Annotated in this window: 14 protein-coding genes; 5 read left to right on the top strand and 9 right to left on the bottom strand. The window is 69.8% G+C overall.

Features of this window, described 5'->3' with window-relative positions; genetic code table 11:
- Window positions 1-21: 21 nt before the first annotated feature.
- Complete coding sequence (rarD, locus tag DA69_RS11870; protein ID WP_025976506.1) at window positions 22-1,026, top strand: EamA family transporter RarD; 1,005 nt, start codon at window positions 22-24, stop codon at window positions 1,024-1,026.
- Between the two features lie 33 nt (window positions 1,027-1,059).
- On the top strand, window positions 1,060-1,641 hold the full coding sequence (locus DA69_RS11865; protein ID WP_025976507.1) for a YybH family protein: 582 nt from the start codon (window positions 1,060-1,062) through the stop codon (window positions 1,639-1,641).
- Window positions 1,642-1,800: 159 nt separating this feature from the next.
- On the opposite strand, the gene DA69_RS11860 is transcribed toward DA69_RS11865, so the two are convergent.
- The 3 genes from DA69_RS11860 to DA69_RS11850 form a co-directional block, all read right to left on the bottom strand.
- Window positions 1,801-2,946: a serine hydrolase domain-containing protein gene (locus DA69_RS11860; RefSeq protein WP_025976508.1), complete on the bottom strand. Its 1,146-nt coding sequence runs from the start codon at window positions 2,944-2,946 to the stop codon at window positions 1,801-1,803.
- A 31-nt stretch (window positions 2,947-2,977) separates the two neighbouring features.
- On the bottom strand, window positions 2,978-4,630 hold the full coding sequence (locus DA69_RS11855) for a M28 family metallopeptidase (protein WP_025976509.1): 1,653 nt from the start codon (window positions 4,628-4,630) through the stop codon (window positions 2,978-2,980).
- A gap of 72 nt (window positions 4,631-4,702) precedes the next feature.
- Window positions 4,703-5,917 carry a TIGR03862 family flavoprotein gene (locus tag DA69_RS11850; protein ID WP_025976510.1) on the bottom strand — a complete coding sequence of 405 codons (1,215 nt, stop codon included), beginning with the start codon at window positions 5,915-5,917 and terminating at the stop codon, window positions 4,703-4,705.
- Between the two features lie 47 nt (window positions 5,918-5,964).
- Here DA69_RS11850 and greA point away from each other — a divergent pair, with 47 nt between their 5' ends.
- Window positions 5,965-6,447 carry a transcription elongation factor GreA gene (gene greA, locus DA69_RS11845; protein ID WP_025976511.1) on the top strand — a complete coding sequence of 161 codons (483 nt, stop codon included), beginning with the start codon at window positions 5,965-5,967 and terminating at the stop codon, window positions 6,445-6,447.
- A gap of 14 nt (window positions 6,448-6,461) precedes the next feature.
- On the opposite strand, the gene DA69_RS11840 is transcribed toward greA, so the two are convergent.
- From DA69_RS11840 to groES, 3 genes are all read right to left on the bottom strand, one after another.
- Entirely contained in the window at window positions 6,462-8,102 is a 1,641-nt protein-coding gene (locus tag DA69_RS11840) for a leucyl aminopeptidase family protein (RefSeq protein WP_025976512.1), read from the bottom strand.
- A 277-nt stretch (window positions 8,103-8,379) separates the two neighbouring features.
- Window positions 8,380-10,023, bottom strand: a complete 1,644-nt coding sequence (gene groL / locus DA69_RS11835; RefSeq protein WP_025976513.1) for a chaperonin GroEL — start codon at window positions 10,021-10,023, stop codon at window positions 8,380-8,382.
- A gap of 56 nt (window positions 10,024-10,079) precedes the next feature.
- Window positions 10,080-10,367 carry a co-chaperone GroES gene (gene groES, locus DA69_RS11830; protein ID WP_024354450.1) on the bottom strand — a complete coding sequence of 96 codons (288 nt, stop codon included), beginning with the start codon at window positions 10,365-10,367 and terminating at the stop codon, window positions 10,080-10,082.
- A 240-nt stretch (window positions 10,368-10,607) separates the two neighbouring features.
- On the opposite strand from groES, the gene DA69_RS11825 reads away from it, so the two are divergent.
- Window positions 10,608-11,093 carry a hypothetical protein gene (locus DA69_RS11825; protein ID WP_025976514.1) on the top strand — a complete coding sequence of 162 codons (486 nt, stop codon included), beginning with the start codon at window positions 10,608-10,610 and terminating at the stop codon, window positions 11,091-11,093.
- 83 nt (window positions 11,094-11,176) lie between these two features.
- On the opposite strand, the gene pgi is transcribed toward DA69_RS11825, so the two are convergent.
- Window positions 11,177-12,787, bottom strand: a complete 1,611-nt coding sequence (gene pgi / locus DA69_RS11820; RefSeq protein WP_025976515.1) for a glucose-6-phosphate isomerase — start codon at window positions 12,785-12,787, stop codon at window positions 11,177-11,179.
- Window positions 12,788-12,954: 167 nt separating this feature from the next.
- On the opposite strand from pgi, the gene DA69_RS11815 reads away from it, so the two are divergent.
- Window positions 12,955-13,431 (top strand): hypothetical protein, encoded by a 477-nt coding sequence (locus DA69_RS11815; protein WP_025976516.1) that lies wholly within the window; start codon window positions 12,955-12,957, stop codon window positions 13,429-13,431.
- Between the two features lie 91 nt (window positions 13,432-13,522).
- On the opposite strand, the gene DA69_RS11810 is transcribed toward DA69_RS11815, so the two are convergent.
- Window positions 13,523-14,197, bottom strand: coding sequence for a thioredoxin family protein (locus tag DA69_RS11810; protein WP_025976517.1), 675 nt, complete (start codon window positions 14,195-14,197; stop codon window positions 13,523-13,525).
- 23 nt (window positions 14,198-14,220) lie between these two features.
- A complete protein-coding gene (locus DA69_RS11805) occupies window positions 14,221-16,434 on the bottom strand; it encodes a protein-disulfide reductase DsbD domain-containing protein (protein ID WP_029972348.1) in 2,214 nt (737 codons plus the stop codon).
- Between the last annotated feature and the right edge of the window lie 83 nt (window positions 16,435-16,517).

Genomic DNA, 16,517 nt, shown 5'->3' with positions numbered 1-16,517 from the left:
GGGGATCGAAAGGTTTCCAGCGTGAGCGCGTCGTCTGCTCCTCCTGCGTCCGAAGCCCGCGCCGCCCTGGGGGCGGGCGTATTCTGCTACCTGATCTGGGGGTTCGTGCCCCTGGTCTTCCAGCAGATGGGCCAGCAGGGGGCGGACGCCTGGGAGATCATGGGGCACCGGGCCGTCTGGGGTCTGGTCTGGGCCGCGCTGCTGGTCATGCTGTCGCGCCAGTGGACGCAGGTCATGGCCGTGCTGCGCCAGCCGAAGGTGCTGGGATGGCTGGCCCTGTCCGCTGTGCTGATCGCCGGCAACTGGACCACCTACATCATCGCCGTGAACAACGGGCGGACGCTGGACGCCTCGCTCGGCTATTATCTGAACCCGCTGCTGAACATGGCGGCGGGCGCCTGGCTGTTCCGCGAGAAGATCGACTGGGCCGGAAAGATCGCCATGGCCCTGGCGGCGGTCGGGGTGCTGCTGCAGACCATCGCCCTGGGTCATGCGCCGTGGGTGTCGATCATCCTCGCGCTGACGTTCGCGGCCTATGGCGTCATCCGCAAACGCGTCTCGGTCGACGCCCAGACGGGCCTCTTCCTGGAATGCCTGCTGCTGGCCCTGCCGGGGCTGATCTGGCTGATCCATATCGAAACGAGCGGCGCAGGCCACTTCACCCAGTCGGCCGGTTCGGTCTTCTGGCTGCTGTTCGCTGGACCGGCGACGGTCATTCCCCTGGCCCTGTTCGCCTGGGCCGCGCGGCGGATGCCCCTGTCCAGCATGGGCTTCCTCCAGTTTTTGGCGCCGACCATCGTCTTCATCATCGGCGCGCTTCAGGGCGAGGCTCTGGGGCCGCTGCGCATCGCCTCCTTCGTCTTCATCTGGATCGCCGTGGCCGTCTTCGCGGTCGGCGCCGTGCTGAAGGTGCGCCGCGCCTCCGTCACGGCCGAGACCATCGTCGCGCCTGAACCCGGTCTGCTGGACGACCCGGCCGAGGACCGGATGGACGCCATCGGCGAGAATCCGCCGCCCGCGCGTTGAGGTCTGGCGTCGTCCCGTCCTAAAGAGAGGGGGATGATGATCCGCTCCCGCCTGCTCTCCGCCCTCGCCGTGTCCGTGCTGATCGCCGGGGGGACCTCCGCCTGCGCTCAAAGCAGCGGCGCCCTTGGCGGCGGCGACGACGTGATCCGCACCGCCCGCGCGGGGGTCGCCCGCGAGGCCGCCCCGCCCGCCGTGCCCGGCGCCCCGGCGACCGTCGCCGCGCCGCCGACCACGGCCGAAACCTTCGATGCTGTCAGCGACGCCCTGGACGCGGCCGCCGCCGCCTGGACCTCGGGGCAGGTCGACGCGGTCATGGCCACCTATGTCCACGACGAGCCGCTGCTGGTCTTCCTGGGCGACACCCCGCTGAAGGGGCCCGACAGCGTGCGCGCGGCGCTGGACGCCCGCGCCGCCGAGCCCGGCGGGCTGGGGACGCTGTCCTATGAGTGGTTCGAGACCATGCAGTTCGACGTCAATACGGCGGTGGTTTCAGGTCGGGCGGTGATGACGCGCGGCGGCAAGACCCATCGCGGCCTGTTCACCCGCATCCTGCGCCGCACGGTCGACGGCTGGCTGATCGTGCACGACCAGCTGGCGTGGGGGCCGGAGGCCTAGAGGGCCGCGCCTATACCCCGCTCATCCCGGCGGACGCCGGGATCCAGTCCTTTGGCTTCTTTCTCGACCGAGAGCGTTTGGCGCGCCCGGATAATGCGGAAGCGTGTGTCTGTGGCTCTCACTGGATCCCGGCGTCCGCCGGGATGAGCGGATCAAGATTCAGAGCGCGCCGTAAAGAGCCTCGATCAGCCTCAGCGCGCGCGGGTCGCCGATCAGATGCGGCGACTGGCGCGTCATGACATAGGCGGCCGAGACGCCCGCCGCCTGATCCGCAAACGCCATCGACCCGCCCCAGCCGCAGTGGCCGACCGCTTCGGGGTTGGGGCCGAAGATGTTCAGGCCCTGATTGCGGGTGAAGCCCGCCGCCCAGCTCATGTCGAAGGGCAGCACCTTGTCCGGTCCGTGGATGCGCTCGCGCGTGGCCTGGACGAGCGTTGCCTCCGACAGCACCGCCCGATGGTCGAGCGCGCCGCCGGTGGCGACGACGGACATCATGCGCGCCAGATCCTTGGCCGTGGCGTGCAGATTGGCCGACGGAATCTCCGCCATCCGCCACTCGGTCGAGCCGCGCCCGCCGGGCGCCGAGCCGCGATCCAGGAAGGCGGCCTTCTTGACCGCGTCGATGGCGCCGAGGTCCGGCGCCGCGGCGGGCTTGCGCAGTTGGGCCACGCGGCCGTGCTCGGCCTCGGGCAAGCCGATCCAAAGGTCCAGATCGAACGGCTGGGCGAAATCTTCGCGCAGGGCCGTCCCCATGGTCCGGCCGTCGACGATGCGGAACAGCTCGCCCGCCAGATAGCCGATGGTGATCGGGTGATAGCCGGACGCCGCGCCCGGCGCCCACAGCGGCGTCTGGGCCGCCAGTCTGTCGAGCACCGCCTGACGGTCGAACCAGATGGCCGGCTCCACGCCGTCGGAAAAGCCCGGCAGGCCGGACTGGTGGCTCATCAACTGGCCGACGGTCAGCTGGTCCTTGCCTGCCGCGCCGAAGGCCGGCCAGTGGTCGGCGACCCGGTCCTCATAGGACAACAGCCCCCTGTCGACGCAGCGCGCGATCATCAAGGCCATCACCGCCTTGCCGGTCGAAAAGACCGGGACCAGCGTGTCCGCGGCGAACGGCCTGGTCCCCGCCAGATCGGCCGACCCGGCCCACAGGTCCACCGCCACCTCGCCGTCGATGGTCACGCTGAAACGCGCGGCCAGTTCGTTCAGCCCTTCGGGCGCGTCGGTGAAGTTGGCGGCGAAGGCGTCCTTCACCGCATTGAAACGCGGCGGGCAGACGCCGTGGAGGTCGGGGAGGCTGGTCATGGGTGCGGTCTAGCGCTTTGGCGGCTGCGGGTCACTTCCGAGACGACGCCGAGGCGTTGCGGGCGCCTTCGAACTCGTCGCCCGGCTTCCACGCGGGCCAGTCGCGCGAGTTGGCCAGGTCGCGGCCGACTTCGTACAGCAGCTGAACATCGGCGGCGGCGGCGTCCATCTTCCAGTCCGGCGTCCATTCGTCCGTCGGCTGATGATAGCGGTTGGCGACGTAATCGCGGCTGGCTTCGTTGTGGCCTGTGAAGCCGGCGGCGGCGAACAGCGCGGGCACGCCCTTCCTCGCCAGCGGGAAGTGGTCAGAGCGATAGAAGGCCCCCGCGTGCGGCGCTGGGTCGGGGATCAGGCGGCGTCCCTCGCGCGCGGCCAGAACCGCCAGCCGGTCGTCCAGATCATTCTTGCCCGCGCCGATGACGACGATGTTGGGGTCGATCTCGGTCCCGGGCAGCAGGCTGTCCATGTTGATGTTGGCGACCGTCGTCTCCAGCGGCCAGACCGGATTGGCGGCGTAGTATTCGGCGCCAAGCAGACCGGTTTCTTCCGCCGCCCAGCTGATGAAGACGGTCGAGCGCTCGGGGCGCGGCCCCTCGGCGAACAGGCGGGCGATCTCCATGATCCCGGCCACGCCCGTCGCATTGTCCACGGCGCCGTTATAGATGTCGTCGCCGTTCTTGGGCGTCGCGCGGCCATAGGCGTCCCAGTGGGCGCCGAACATGACCGTCTCGTCGGGGTATTTCGTTCCGGGCAGACGGCCGATGACGTTGCGCGTCTCGACCCGATCGGCCTTCTGGCCGAAGTCGATGGACATGGTCACCCCGTCCAGCGCCACGGGGCGGAAGTCCGGCGTGCGCGCCTGATCCTTCAGGGCGGCGAAGTCCAGCCCGGCGTCCTTGAACAGCTGTTCGGCGACGGCGCCCTGAATCCACCCTTGAGCCGCCACGCGCTCCTTGTCCGGGTCGGCGCGGACGATGTCGAACTTGGGCGCGGTCGAGGAATTCTCCAGCGTCGACCAGGGATAGCCCGCGCCCGGCGTGTCGTGGATGACCAGGACGCCCGCCGCCCCATGCGCCGCCGCGACCTGGAACTTATAGGTCCAGCGGCCATAGAAGGTCATGGCCTGACCGTCGAACTTGCCCGCGACCGGATGGCCTTCGGGCGCGCCGAAGTCCGGGTCGTTGACCAGGACCAGCATGATCTTGCCGGTCAGATCGACGCCCTTGTAGTCGTCCCAGCCGCGCTCGGGCGCATCTACGCCATAGCCGACGAAGACCAGCGGCGCATCGGTCAGGCTGATGCGCTCCACCGGCCGGTCGGACGAGACGATCACGTCCTTGGCGCGCTGAAGCTCGGTCGTGCGGCCCTTGGCGGACACGCTGATGGCGGCGGGGCCGTCCTGGCTGGTGCGGCTGACCTGGGCGACCTGAACCCACGAGCCGTTCGGGCCGCCGGGCTCGAGACCGAGCGCCTGGAACTGCTGGCTCAGCCATTCGATGGTGCGGTCCTCGCCGGGCGTGACCGGGGCGCGGCCCTCGAACGCGTCGGAAGCCAGCACGCGGGTCGCTTCGTTCAGTCGGGCCGGGTCGATGCGGCCGGACGGGGCGCCGGCTTGAGCCAGCGCAGAGGTCGCACACATCAGGGCGGCGATCAGGCCGACGGCGGCGGAACGGGCGAGGGTCATGGGCGGGCTCGGCTCTTGAACGATTTGCGCCACGCTGCCCCCTGAGGGCGCCGCTGTCGACCCTGAAAGGCCTCAGCGCCCGTTCAGCCAGGCGCGCACGCCGTCCGCCGCGACGACGCCTGAGGCGAAGGAGGCCTGGAGCAGATAGCCGCCGGTCGGCGCCTCCCAGTCTAGCATTTCGCCGGCCAGAAACACGCCGGGCCGCGCCTTCAGCATCAGCCGGTCGTCCACGGCGTCCAGCGCCACGCCCCCGGCCGACGAGATGGCGCGGCTCAGACCCTGCACCCCGGTCAAGGTCAGGGCGACGCCCTTGATCCGTGCGGCCAGTTCGGCCGGGTCTGCGGGCAGCGGACCGCCTTCACGCAGCAGGGCGACAGAAGCGGCGTCCAGCCGCGCGGCCTTGCGCAGCCAGTTCGACAGGCTGTCCTTGCCGCGCGGTTTCGACAGACGCTGAGCGAGGGCTTCGACGCTCAGATCGGGCCGCAGGTCGAGCGTCAGCACGCTTGATCCGTCGCGCTCCACCGCTTCGCGCAGACCGGCGGACAAGGCGTAGATTCCGCCGCCTTCGATCCCATAGGCGGCGATCATGGCCTCGCCGCGCACGGTGCGGACGCCGTGCGTCAGGGAGACCCCTTTCAGCGGCGTTCCGGCGAAGCGGTCGCGGAAGTTCGGCGACCAGGCGACGTCGAAGCCGACGTTGGCGGGACGGAAGGCGGCCACCTCAGCGCCCGCGTTCTCCAGCGTCGGAACCCATGCGGCGTCGGACCCCAGCTTCGCCCAGCTGGCGCCGCCGAGGGCGAGGATCACGGCATCCGGGCGCTCGATCCGCTCGCCATCGGGCGTGTCAAAGGTCAGGGCCTCGCCCTGCCAGCCGGTCCAGCGCGAGCGTGTGCGGATCTCGACGCCCAGACCCTCCAGCCGCGCCAACCAGGCGCGCAGCAGGGGCGAGGCCTTCATCGCCCTTGGAAATACGCGGCCGGACGAACCGATGAAGGTGGGCTGGCCCAGCCCCTCGACCCATTCGATCAGGTCGGCGGGCGAAAAGGCGTCCAGCCAGCCCTTGGTGCGGGCCTGCGCGGCGGAGTCGTAGCGGTTCAGGAAGGGCGCGAGCGGTTCCGAATGGGTCAGGTTCAACCCGCCGCGCCCGGCCATCAGCAGCTTGCGGGCGACCGAGGGCATGCGCTCGTGCACGACCACGCGCAGGCCCGCCTGCGCCAGGCGTTCGGCGGCCATCAGCCCGGCGGGACCGGCGCCGATCACGGCGACTGTGGAAGGGGAGGGCGTCATCGCCGTCTTCCTAGCGGGAATGGGCGCCGGGGCCTATGTTGATGGTCATGAGCGTCGCCTTTACCCGAGAAGAAGATCTGGAAGCCACGGCGGCGGACCTGCCGGACCGGCCGATTTCGCCGCATCCCAACCTGGTCACCCCGCAAGGGCTGGCCCAGATCGAGGCCGAGTTGGCGGCCGCGCGGGCGGCCTATACGGCGGCGCAGGCGGCAGGCTCCATCGAGGCCGACCGCACCGCCATGGCGAGGGCGACGCGCGACCTGCGCTACTGGTCGGCGCGGCGCAGCACGGCCCAGCTGGTCGAGGCGCCGCCGGACGGCCAGGTCCGCTTCGGCGATACGGTGACGATCGTGCGCGAGGACGGCCGCACCCAGACCTGGCGCATCGTCGGCGAGGACGAGGCCGATCCGGCCCAGGGCAGCGTCAGCCACGTCTCGCCCCTGGCCCAGGCCCTGATGGGCCGGCGCGAGGGGGATGAGGCGACGGTCGCGGGCCAGGCGGTCGAGATCGTCGCCATCAAGGAAGGCTGAGGCTGGGGGCGGCTTTAGTAGCCGCCCGTGCCCTTCTCCTTGGCCACCGGCTGGAAGTCGCGCACGAAGCGCTCCAGCAGACGGACGCTGTAGCCCGCCGAACCGGCCGGCTTGACGTCATTGGCGCCGCCGAAGGCCATGTTGGCGATGTCCAGGTGCGCCCAGGGCGTCTCGGGCCGGGCGAAGTAGCCGATGAAGTGGGCGCCGGTGCCCGCGCCCGCCCCGCCGTCGCCCGAGTTCTTGATGTCGGCGATGGTCGAGGACGTGGCCCGCACATAGGACGGGTGCAGCGGCAACTGCCACAGGGTTTCGCCCGTCGCCTCGCCCGCCGTCTTCAGCTGATCGGCCAGGGCGTCGTGACGGCTGAACAGGCCCGCATAGTCGCCCCCTAGTGCGCCGCCGACCGAGCCGGTCAGGGTGGCCACGTCGACGATGGCGGCCGGGTTCATCGTCGTGTCGGCCCAGACCACGGCGTCGGCCAGCACCAGGCGGCCCTCGGCGTCGGTCGAAACGATCTCGATGGTCTTGCCGTTCATGGCGGTCAGGACGTCTGCGGGGCGGATGGCGTTGCCGCCCGGCATGTTTTCCGACAGGGCCGCGACGGCGACCACATCCACCGGCGCTCCGCCCTTGGCCAGGGCCAGGACGGCGCCGACGACGCTGGCGGCGCCGGACATGTCCATCTTCATATTGCCCATGCCCGAACCGGGCTTCAGCGAGATGCCGCCGGAATCGAAGGTGATGCCCTTGCCCAACAGGGCCACCGGCCCCGCCGACGGCGCGCCCTGACCGCGATAATGCACGGCCAGCATACGCGGCGGACGGGCCGATCCCTGACCCGAGCCGAGGATGGCGCCCATGCCCAGCCGCTGCATCGCCGGCACGTCCAGCACGGTGATCTCGACCCCCGGCACGCCGGCGAAGGCGGCGCGGGCGCGCTCGACGAAGGTCTCGGGATAGATGACGTTGGCCGGTTCATTGGACACGTCGCGGGTCCAGGCCATGGCCTCGACCAGAGCCGCGCCGCGACGATAGTGCGCTTGAGCATTGCCAACGTCGTCGGCCACCACGGTCAGGGCGCCGGGCGCCGGGCGGTCGCGGCCGGTGGTGACATAGAGGTCCGATCGGTAGTGGCCGATGCCCAGCCCCGTCGCCAGCTCCGACGCCATATCCGCCGTCAGGCCGGTCGCCAGGGCCGTCAGGGCGCCGGGCTGGCTGTTCAGGGCGCGGCCGGCGACGATGCCGGCGGTCTGGATGTCGGCGGCTTTTGGCGCTTCGCCGAGACCCACGATCAGGATGCGATCCCAGCCGCCGACGCCGTGCAGGTTCAGGGTCTGGCGGGGCTTATAGTCGAAGCGGGCGGCGCTGATGGCCGAGGCGATGGCCTGACGCGTGGCGGCGTCCAGGGACGCGCCGCGCGCGTTGAGCTCAGCCTCCGACGCCAGAGGCAGGACCAGAGAGCCAGACGGCGCAGCAGCGGCGGCGAAGGTCACGGCGCGCGCCTGAGCCGGGGCGGCGCGGGCGGGCCAATCGGAACGCTCGGCGGCGGGCGCGGCGCGGCGCGATTGCGCCTCGGCCGGGACGGCGACGCTCAGACCGGCGGCGGCGATCAGCGCGGCTGCGGCGAAGGACGGAATACGGGTGGTGCGGCGCATCGATCAGGGCCCCCTCTGTGACGATGAAGGCGCCTTTATGGGCGGGACCGTCGCGTGGGAGCAACCGCTCCGCTGACGGAAGGGCGCGACGCCTTGTCGCGCCGGGTCCGCGCGATCGGGAAGGCGCAGCCCAAAGAGAAAGGGCGGGACCTTTCGATCCCGCCCTTCCGTCGTCTGAGCTTTAAGAAGCCGGACCTCTTTAGAAGTCCATGCCGCCCGCTGGACCGACGTCAGTCGGTCCAGCCACTTTGAGTGATGGGCGTCACGATGGACTTCCTTAGAAGTCCATGCCGCCCATACCGCCCATGCCGCCCATGTCGGGGGCGCCGGCCGAGGCCTTCTTGGGCGCGTCGGCGATGGCGGCTTCGGTCGTGATCATGATGCCCGCGACCGAGCCGGCCGAGGCCAGGGCCGAGCGGACGACCTTGGCCGGGTCGATGACGCCCATCTCCACCAGGTCGCCGTACTCCTCGGTCTGGGCGTTGAAGCCGAAGTTGGCCTTGTCCGACTCCAGCACCTTGCCGACCACGATCGAGCCTTCGACGCCCGAGTTTTCCGAGATCTGACGGATCGGAGCCTGCAGGGCGCGACGGACGATGTTGACGCCGGCCGTCTGGTCGGCGTTGTCCACCTTCAGCGCGGCCAGCACCTTGGAGGCCTTCAGCAGGGCCACGCCGCCGCCCGGGACGATGCCTTCGTCGGCAGCGGCGCGGGTTGCGTTCAGGGCGTCGTCGACGCGGTCCTTCTTCTCCTTGACCTCGACCTCGGTCGAGCCGCCGACGCGCAGGACGGCGACGCCGCCGGCCAGCTTGGCCAGGCGCTCTTGCAGCTTCTCACGGTCGTAGTCCGAGGTGGTGTCCTCGATCTGACGCTTGATCTGGCCGACGCGGGCTTCGATGCCGTCCTTCTCGCCAGCGCCTTCGACGATGGTGGTGTCGTCCTTGGTGATCTGGACCTTCTTGGCCTTGCCCAGCATGTCGAGCGTGACCGTTTCCAGCTTGATGCCGAGGTCTTCCGAGATGACCTGGCCGCCCGTCAGGATGGCGATGTCTTCCAGCATGGCCTTGCGGCGGTCGCCGAAGCCCGGAGCCTTGACGGCGGCGACGCGCAGGCCGCCGCGCAGCTTGTTGACGACCAGGGTCGCCAGGGCTTCGCCTTCGATGTCCTCGGCGATGATCAGCAGGGGACGACCCGACTGAACCACGGCTTCCAGCACCGGCAGCATCGGCTGCAGCGAGGTCAGCTTCTTCTCGTGGAGCAGGATGAGCGGCTCCTCGAGGACGGCCTCCATCTTGTCCGGGTTGGTGATGAAGTAGGGCGACAGGTAGCCGCGGTCGAACTGCATGCCCTCGACGATGTCGACGGTGGTTTCGGCGGTCTTGGCTTCTTCGACGGTGATGACGCCTTCGTTGCCGACCTTGGCCATGGCCTGGGCGATCAGGTCGCCGATTTCAGCGTCGCCGTTGGCCGAGATGGTGCCGACCTGGGCGATTTCCGAGTTGTTGGAGACCGGCTTGGAGTTCGACTTGACCTCTTCCAGCACCGCTTCGACAGCCTTGTCGATGCCGCGCTTCAGATCCATCGGGTTCATGCCGGCGGCCACGGCCTTCAGGCCTTCCTGGACGATGGCCTGGGCCAGGACGGTGGCGGTGGTGGTGCCGTCGCCCGCCTTGTCGTTCGCCTTGGAGGCGACTTCGCGGATCATCTGGGCGCCCATGTTCTCGAAGGCGTCTTCCAGCTCGATTTCCTTGGCCACCGAGACGCCGTCCTTGGTCGAGCGCGGGGCGCCGAAGGACTTCTGGATCACGACGTGGCGGCCCTTCGGCCCCAGGGTCACCTTGACGGCGTCAGCCAGGATGTTGACGCCCTTGAGCATCTTGTCGCGGGCGTCGGTGTTGAACTTTACGATTTTAGCGGCCATGCGGGCTGCTCCTATCTAGATGTTTTTACGCGAGAAACCGGAAACCAGGACGCGTCTTACGACAGCACGCCCAGGACGTCGGTTTCCTTCATGATGATCAGGTCTTCGCCGTCGATCTTCACTTCGCTGCCCGACCACTTGCCGAACAGGACGCGGTCGCCGGCCTTCAGCTCCAGGGCGACGAACTTGCCGTCTTCGTCACGGACGCCGGGGCCCACGGCGACGACTTCGCCTTCCTGGGGCTTTTCCTTGGCGGTGTCGGGGATGATGATCCCGCCCTTGGTCTTGGATTCTTCTTCAACGCGCTTGACCAGCACGCGGTCGCCGAGCGGACGAAACGCCATCTGAGTAACTCCCGTTAGGATGTTGGTTTCAGCCCTCGGAGCCCGCGACTTTTGGCAGTCGCCCTCCCCGAGTGCTAACGACCCGGGAGTTAGGCAGGGGAGCCGCAGGCGTCAAGGGCGAGGCGGCGCCAAATTAGGCGCCTGGATGAAGCGAAAATGAACAGAGGCCCCTGGGGTCGTTCAGACAGGCTTCGCTAAAAGGGGGACAACGGATCAACCGGCTTTCGAAAGGAGCCCGCCATGAAGACCCTGTTCAAGATCGGCGCCGGCGCTATCGCCCCTGCTCTGGTTGTGACGATGCTGGCCACGACCCCGGCCGCCGCGCAGAATTATCGTGACCGCGATCGCGACAACACCGGCCGTGACGCCGTTCTGGGCGCCGTGGTCGGCGGCGTCGCCGGCGCGCTGATCGGCCAGGGCGATGGACGCTATGTCGCGGGGGGCGCGCTAGCCGGCGCGGCCCTGGGCGCGGCCTCGAACCGCGGCGACGGCTGTGAATATTACCGCGGCGGCCGCTGCTACCGGAACCAGGGCCATTGGGAGCGTGAGCACGGCATCAATAGCCGCGACGGCTATTATAACGATCGCTATGAACGCAATAACGGTCGCTATGAGCGCAACAACGGGCGCTATTACCGCGATGGCCGCTACTGGAGGAACCACGGCGAGTGGCGCAGCTACCAGAACCGCCGCGATCGCGACTACCGCTACGACCGCCGCTGGTAAGCGGACGGCGCGCTAAGGAAAGGCCCGGTCTCGCGACCGGGCCTTTTTTCGTTGGGAGACGCAGTCCTTGGGCCTGTGCGCGGTCAGCGCGCAGGCGCCAGCCGGCTCAGCAGGGCGGCCGTGGACGGGTCCAGATCAGCCGACGGCGCGCCGCTGGCGACGTCCTTCAACAGGGCCTTGGCCAGAACCTTGCCCAGTTCCACGCCCCACTGATCGAAACTGTTGATGTCCCAGATCACGCCCTCGACGAAGGTCTTGTGCTCATAAAGGGCGATCAGGGCCCCCAGGGCCTGCGGCGTCAGCCGCTCCATCACAACTGTCGTCGACGGGCGGTTTCCGGGAAAGGTCTTGTGCGGCGCCAGGCGGTCGGCCTCTGCTTCCGAGGCGCCCGAGGCGATCAGTTCAGCATGCGCCTCAGCCTCGCTCTTGCCCAGCATCAGGGCCTGGGCCTGGGCCAGGGCGTTGGCCCACAGGGCGGTCGCCGATGCTTTCTCGCAGGTGCGACGGACGACGATGAAGTCGATAGGAACGACCTGCGGTCCCTGATGCAACTGCTGGAAGAAGGCGTGCTGGCCGTTGGAGCCGGGTTCGCCGAAAACGACGGGACAGGTCTGGCGCCCGGCGGCCGATCCGTCGCGGCGCACCTGTTTTCCGTTCGACTCCATCTCCAACTGCTGCAGGAAGGCGGGCAGGCGGCGCAGGGCGTGGGCGTAGGGCGCGACGCTGCGGGCCCCGCGATGCAGGCCGTCGACATTGTAGATCTCGGCCAGCGCCAGCAGCACCGGCGCATTCTTCTCTAGCGGGGCCTCGAGGAAGTGGCGGTCCATTTCGGCGGCGCCGTCCAGAAACGCCTGAAACACCTCCCACCCCAGGGCGAGGACGCACGACAGGCTGACCGCCGACCACAGGGAATAGCGACCGCCGACCCAGTCTCGGAACGCGAAGGTGCGGCCGCAGCCGAAGGCCTGCGCCTTTTCCGGCGCGGCGGTGACGCCGATGAAGTGTTTGGCCAGCCCCTCACCCGGCAGGGAGGCCGCCAGCCACGCCTTGGCGGCCTCGGCGTTGGTCAAGGTTTCTTGGGTGCTGAAGGTCTTGGAGACTACGACGACGAGGGTGGTTTCTGGGTCCAGCCCGACCAGGGCCTCGGCCATGTCGCGCGGGTCGATGTTGGCGACGAAGCGCAGGTCGATGTCCGGGTCCAGCGGACGCAGGGCGTCCCAGATCAGGCGCGGCCCCAGGTCCGAGCCGCCGATGCCGATATGAAGCACCGCCTCGAACCGGCGTCCCGTGGCGCCTGTCTCATTTCCGCACCGCAAAGCTTGGGCGTAGGTCTTCATTTCGGCGCGCACCGCCTCGACCTCGGCCGACACCGGCTCGCCCAGCGCATGGAATGACGCGCCGTCCGGCGCCCGCAGGGCCGGATGCAACACCGCCCGCCCTTCGGTCAGGTTCACGGCCTCGCCCGCGAACAGGGCGGCGCGGCGGCCCTCGACGTCGCAGGCCCGCGCCTGCGCCAGGGCGGCCTCGAACCCGGCCCGGGACCAGCTCTGCTTGGACAGGTCCAGGTGCAGGCCTGCCGCGTCCAGCGTCATCCGCGATAGCCGGTCGGGGTCGGCGGCGAACTGGTCCTGGATGCGGGACTGCGCGTCCTGACGGGCGGCGGCCTCCAGTTCAGTCCAGGCGACATGCGGCATCTTGGTCTCCCATAGGGGGCCGTGCTCGGAAGCGATCCGCGCTCTGGCCCGGGGTTTGCAGGCTCTGGTTTACGGCTCAGGCCGAGAAGAGTTCAATCCGAGATGGGGTCAAGCTGGATTTCCAGCCGGAAGCCGATTGTCCCCCAGTCCTTTGTGAAAGGCACGCCATGTCCTGCGGAATAGCCCTCGCGGTCGCCCTGATGCTGGCCGATCCCGCCGTCGCCGAAGCCGCCGCCCTGCCGCCCGTCGCCCCCGCGGCTCCGGTGTCGGTGGCGCAGGAGCCTCTGTTCGCCGATCTGGTCGCCCGTTCGGGCGCGCTGAAGTCGATCGTCGACGGCTGGATGGCCTCGGGCGAGGCGGACCGCTCGGGCTTCTTCACCGGCGCGGCCTGGGCGGCGTTCAAGGGGCAGGCGGCGGACCTGGCCCAGCGCGACATGCAGGGTCATCTGATCCTCAAGGAACGCGGCACGGACAACGACCTGAAATGCATCCTGCGCGGCATCTCAGAAGACATTCCGCTGAAGGTCGCCGCGCTGGAGAGCGCCGCCGACGCTTCGGCCCGCAAGCTGGCGCTGGACGAGCTGTCCTACCTGCTGAACGACAACGTCGAGGTCATCACTTCGCCGCCACAGCCCGAGGCTTGATGTTTGGGCCTACCGCGCTTCGCGCTGCTTGAGGCCGGTTTTTGGGCCTACCGCGCGTCGCGTTGCTTGAGGCCAAGTTGGAGAGGGGCGATCACCCCTCGACTGTCTCCGGGTATTTGATGGCGCAGCCGTAGGGCGCGGCGTAGGCGGTCTGGACCGGGCGTCCGGCCTTGGCCTCGGCCAAGGCGGCGCGGACGAAGTTGTTGGCGCCGTTCAGGTCCTCGACCTTGTTGGTCGGCCGGTCGTCGATGCCGCCGACGTAGATCAGCCGCCCTTCCGGGTCGATGATGCGCATGTCGGGCGTGGTCTTGGCGTCATAGCGCTTGCCGACCTCGCCGGTCGGATCGAGCAGCAGGTGGGTGAAGGCGGCCTTGTGCTTGGCCTTCCAGGCTTGCGCCTCCTCGCCCTCGACGAAGCCCTGCGTGCCCGGCGCCGAGGAGATGATGGTCAGCCAGACCACCCCGTCGGCCGTCGCCTCGCGCTGCAGGGCCTGCATGGCGCCGGTGTAATGCTTCTTCACGAAGGGACAGCCTTCGTTGGTCCACTCCAGAACGACCGTCTTGCCGCGGAAGTCGGCCAGGGACCGCTGCTGCCCCTGCGCGTCGACCAGGGTGAAGGCGGGGGCCATTTCGCCGGGGCCCGGCGCCTCGGTCGCTTCCGGCGCCACGGCGGCGTTCTCAGTGCGCTCGGGCGATGCGGCAGGCGGCTGCTGGCAGGCGGCCAGCAACAAAAGCGAGGCGGAAGCGGCGGTCAGCAGGCGGAACATGGCGGTCTCCCCAGAGATGAAGTTCAGTCGATGGCGTCCTTCAGCGCGTCGATGACGACGCCTTCGGTCAGAAGTTGCGGCAGGATGCGCGGCTCGGCCCGGCCCGGCGCATAAACCAAATAGAGCGGCACGCCCGAGCGGCCGTGGCGCTGCAGTTCGGCGGTGATGGCGTCGTCGCGCCGCGTCCAGTCGCCGACCAGATAGACGGCGTTGGCCTGTTCCAGCGCCTGGGCCGTGCGGGCCGAGGACAGGGCCGTGCTCTCATTGACCTTGCAGGTCACGCACCAGTCGGCGGTGAAGTTGACCAGAACCGGACGCCCTTCGGCGAGGGCGGCCTGAACCGCCTGCTCGGACCAGGGCTGAGACGACAGGCGGGAGGCGGCGGCGGCGCTCTCAGAGGAAGCGGCGGGGGCCTTGCCCGCCAGCACGCCCAGGCCCAGCGCCGCGATCGCGGCCAGAAGAGCGCCGATAGCGGCCGTTCGGGCCTTGCCCGATGCGGCCTGCGCCCGGCCATAGAGCCACAGCGCCAGCGCCAGCATCAGGCCCGCGCCGAAAAGCACGGCGAGCGCGTCGGCGGTCTGGCGGCCATAGACCCAGGCCAGCCACAGGGCGGCGCCGTACATGGGGAAGGCCAGCAGGTTGCGCAGGGTCTCCATCCACGGCCCCGGCTTGGGCAGGCGGGCCAGCAGGCGCGGATTGAGGCTGATCAGCACATAGGGCAGAGCCAGCCCCAGCCCCAGCATCAGGAAGACCGCCAGCGCCATCGGCCAGGGCATGAACAGGGCGGCGCCTAGGGCAAAGGCCATGAAGGGAGCGGTGCAGGGGGCGGCCACGACCACGGCCAACACGCCGGTGAAGAAGGCGCCCGCGACGCCGGGCAGGCGCGACAGCGGGCCGTGCCCGGCGCCCTGCAGCCCGGCGCCGATGTGGAAGACGCCCGACAGGTTGAGCGCCACCGCCAGCATCAGCAGGGCCAGCGCGGCCACCACGCCCGGCGACTGCAGCTGAAAGCCCCAGCCCAGGGCCTGACCGCCCGCGCGCAGGGCCAGCAGGGCGCCCGCCAGCGCCAGGAAGGTCGCCAGCACGCCGGCCAGGAAGGCCAGGCCGTCGCGGCGCGCCTCAGCCGGCTGATGGGCGGCGCGGCTGAGCGAGGCCGCCTTCATCGCCAGTATGGGGAAGACGCAGGGCATCAGGTTCAGGATCAGCCCCCCCAGCAGGGCGAACAGGGCCGCCTTGGCGAAGTCGGGCAGGGCGGGAGCGACGGCGGCTGTCTGCGCGCCCTCGCCGTCGCCGATCGCGCCGTCGCCTGTAACGCCGGTCAGGGCGGCGCCCGGCTCGGCCGTGATCTCCCAGGCGCCCAGATCGGTGGACAGGACGCCGCTGATCGGCCCCTTCAATCCATTGGACGCCAGGCCGCGCCCAGCGGCGACGGTGACGGTCAGGCCCTGCGGCCCGCGCTCGCCTGACTGGGCGGCGGCGTGGTCGATCACCCCGCCCTCGAAGGGATGGAAATAGGCCCACTTGGGCGCGGCGCCCGCCAACGGGCCGCCGCTGGCCGTCAGCACCAGACGGCCGTCGGCCAGGGCGACGCGCGCCTCGATCCCGGCGGGACGCGGAGCGGCGGCGACGACATCCTGGATCGCCTGACCGAAGCGCGGGTCCAGCGGCGCGGCGCCCTCGCGCACCGGCAGGTCCAGCGCCAAATCAAGGTCTTCGGGCACGCACATCTCGTCGCTGCAGACGTAGAAGTGGGCGGTGACGCGCAAGGGCAGGCTGCGGCCCGGCGCGGCGTCGGCCGGAATCTCGATCGGGACGGGCAGGAAGACGGCGCCGGAATAGCCGTAGTTCATCAGGCTCTGCAGCCGCTGACGCTCGGGCAGGGGCCACAGGATGTCGCCTGGCGCGACGCCCGCAGGCAGGGACCAGCTCAGGGTCGTCGGTCCGCCGGAATCGCCCTGATTGCGCCAATAGGTGTGCCAGCCGGGCTTGATCTGTTGGCGGATGGCGACGACGGCGGTCGAGCCGGGGACGGCCCAGGCGCTCATGGGGACCAGTTCCGCCTCGATCCGCTCGGTGCGCTGCGGGCCCGGCGCAGCGGAGGCCCTGGCGACTGGCGCGGCCCCGGCCGCCAGGGCGTCGCGCAAGGCGGCCTCGGACGCCGGCACGCTCGCCGCCGCCGGAAGGGCCGAGGTCAGGCCAAGGGCGAGCCAGGTCAGGAGCAGAAACAGGATGCGCAAGGGCGAGGCCAGAAACAGGATCAAAGGAAAGGCGCGAGCTTAGACCCTTGAGCCCCGCCTAGCCACGACCCGCGACGGCGGGC

It is taken from the genome of Brevundimonas naejangsanensis (assembly GCF_000635915.2).
GTDB lineage: Bacteria > Pseudomonadota > Alphaproteobacteria > Caulobacterales > Caulobacteraceae > Brevundimonas > Brevundimonas sanguinis.
The sequence above is the reverse complement of the archived record's forward strand: the minus strand, read 5'-3'. Positions and strand labels throughout refer to the sequence as shown.

Coding starts and splice junctions, on each gene's coding strand:
- DA69_RS11860 (WP_025976508.1), bottom strand. CDS start 2,946: ATGACCAGCCTCCCCGACCTCCACGGCGTCTGCCCGCCGCGTTTCAAT.
- greA (WP_025976511.1), top strand. CDS start 5,965: ATGAGCGTCGCCTTTACCCGAGAAGAAGATCTGGAAGCCACGGCGGCG.
- DA69_RS11825 (WP_025976514.1), top strand. CDS start 10,608: ATGAAGACCCTGTTCAAGATCGGCGCCGGCGCTATCGCCCCTGCTCTG.
- groL (WP_025976513.1), bottom strand. CDS start 10,023: ATGGCCGCTAAAATCGTAAAGTTCAACACCGACGCCCGCGACAAGATG.
- DA69_RS11850 (WP_025976510.1), bottom strand. CDS start 5,917: ATGACGCCCTCCCCTTCCACAGTCGCCGTGATCGGCGCCGGTCCCGCC.
- DA69_RS11810 (WP_025976517.1), bottom strand. CDS start 14,197: ATGTTCCGCCTGCTGACCGCCGCTTCCGCCTCGCTTTTGTTGCTGGCC.
- DA69_RS11865 (WP_025976507.1), top strand. CDS start 1,060: ATGATGATCCGCTCCCGCCTGCTCTCCGCCCTCGCCGTGTCCGTGCTG.
- groES (WP_024354450.1), bottom strand. CDS start 10,367: ATGGCGTTTCGTCCGCTCGGCGACCGCGTGCTGGTCAAGCGCGTTGAA.
- DA69_RS11840 (WP_025976512.1), bottom strand. CDS start 8,102: ATGCGCCGCACCACCCGTATTCCGTCCTTCGCCGCAGCCGCGCTGATC.
- DA69_RS11855 (WP_025976509.1), bottom strand. CDS start 4,630: ATGACCCTCGCCCGTTCCGCCGCCGTCGGCCTGATCGCCGCCCTGATG.
- DA69_RS11815 (WP_025976516.1), top strand. CDS start 12,955: ATGTCCTGCGGAATAGCCCTCGCGGTCGCCCTGATGCTGGCCGATCCC.
- pgi (WP_025976515.1), bottom strand. CDS start 12,787: ATGCCGCATGTCGCCTGGACTGAACTGGAGGCCGCCGCCCGTCAGGAC.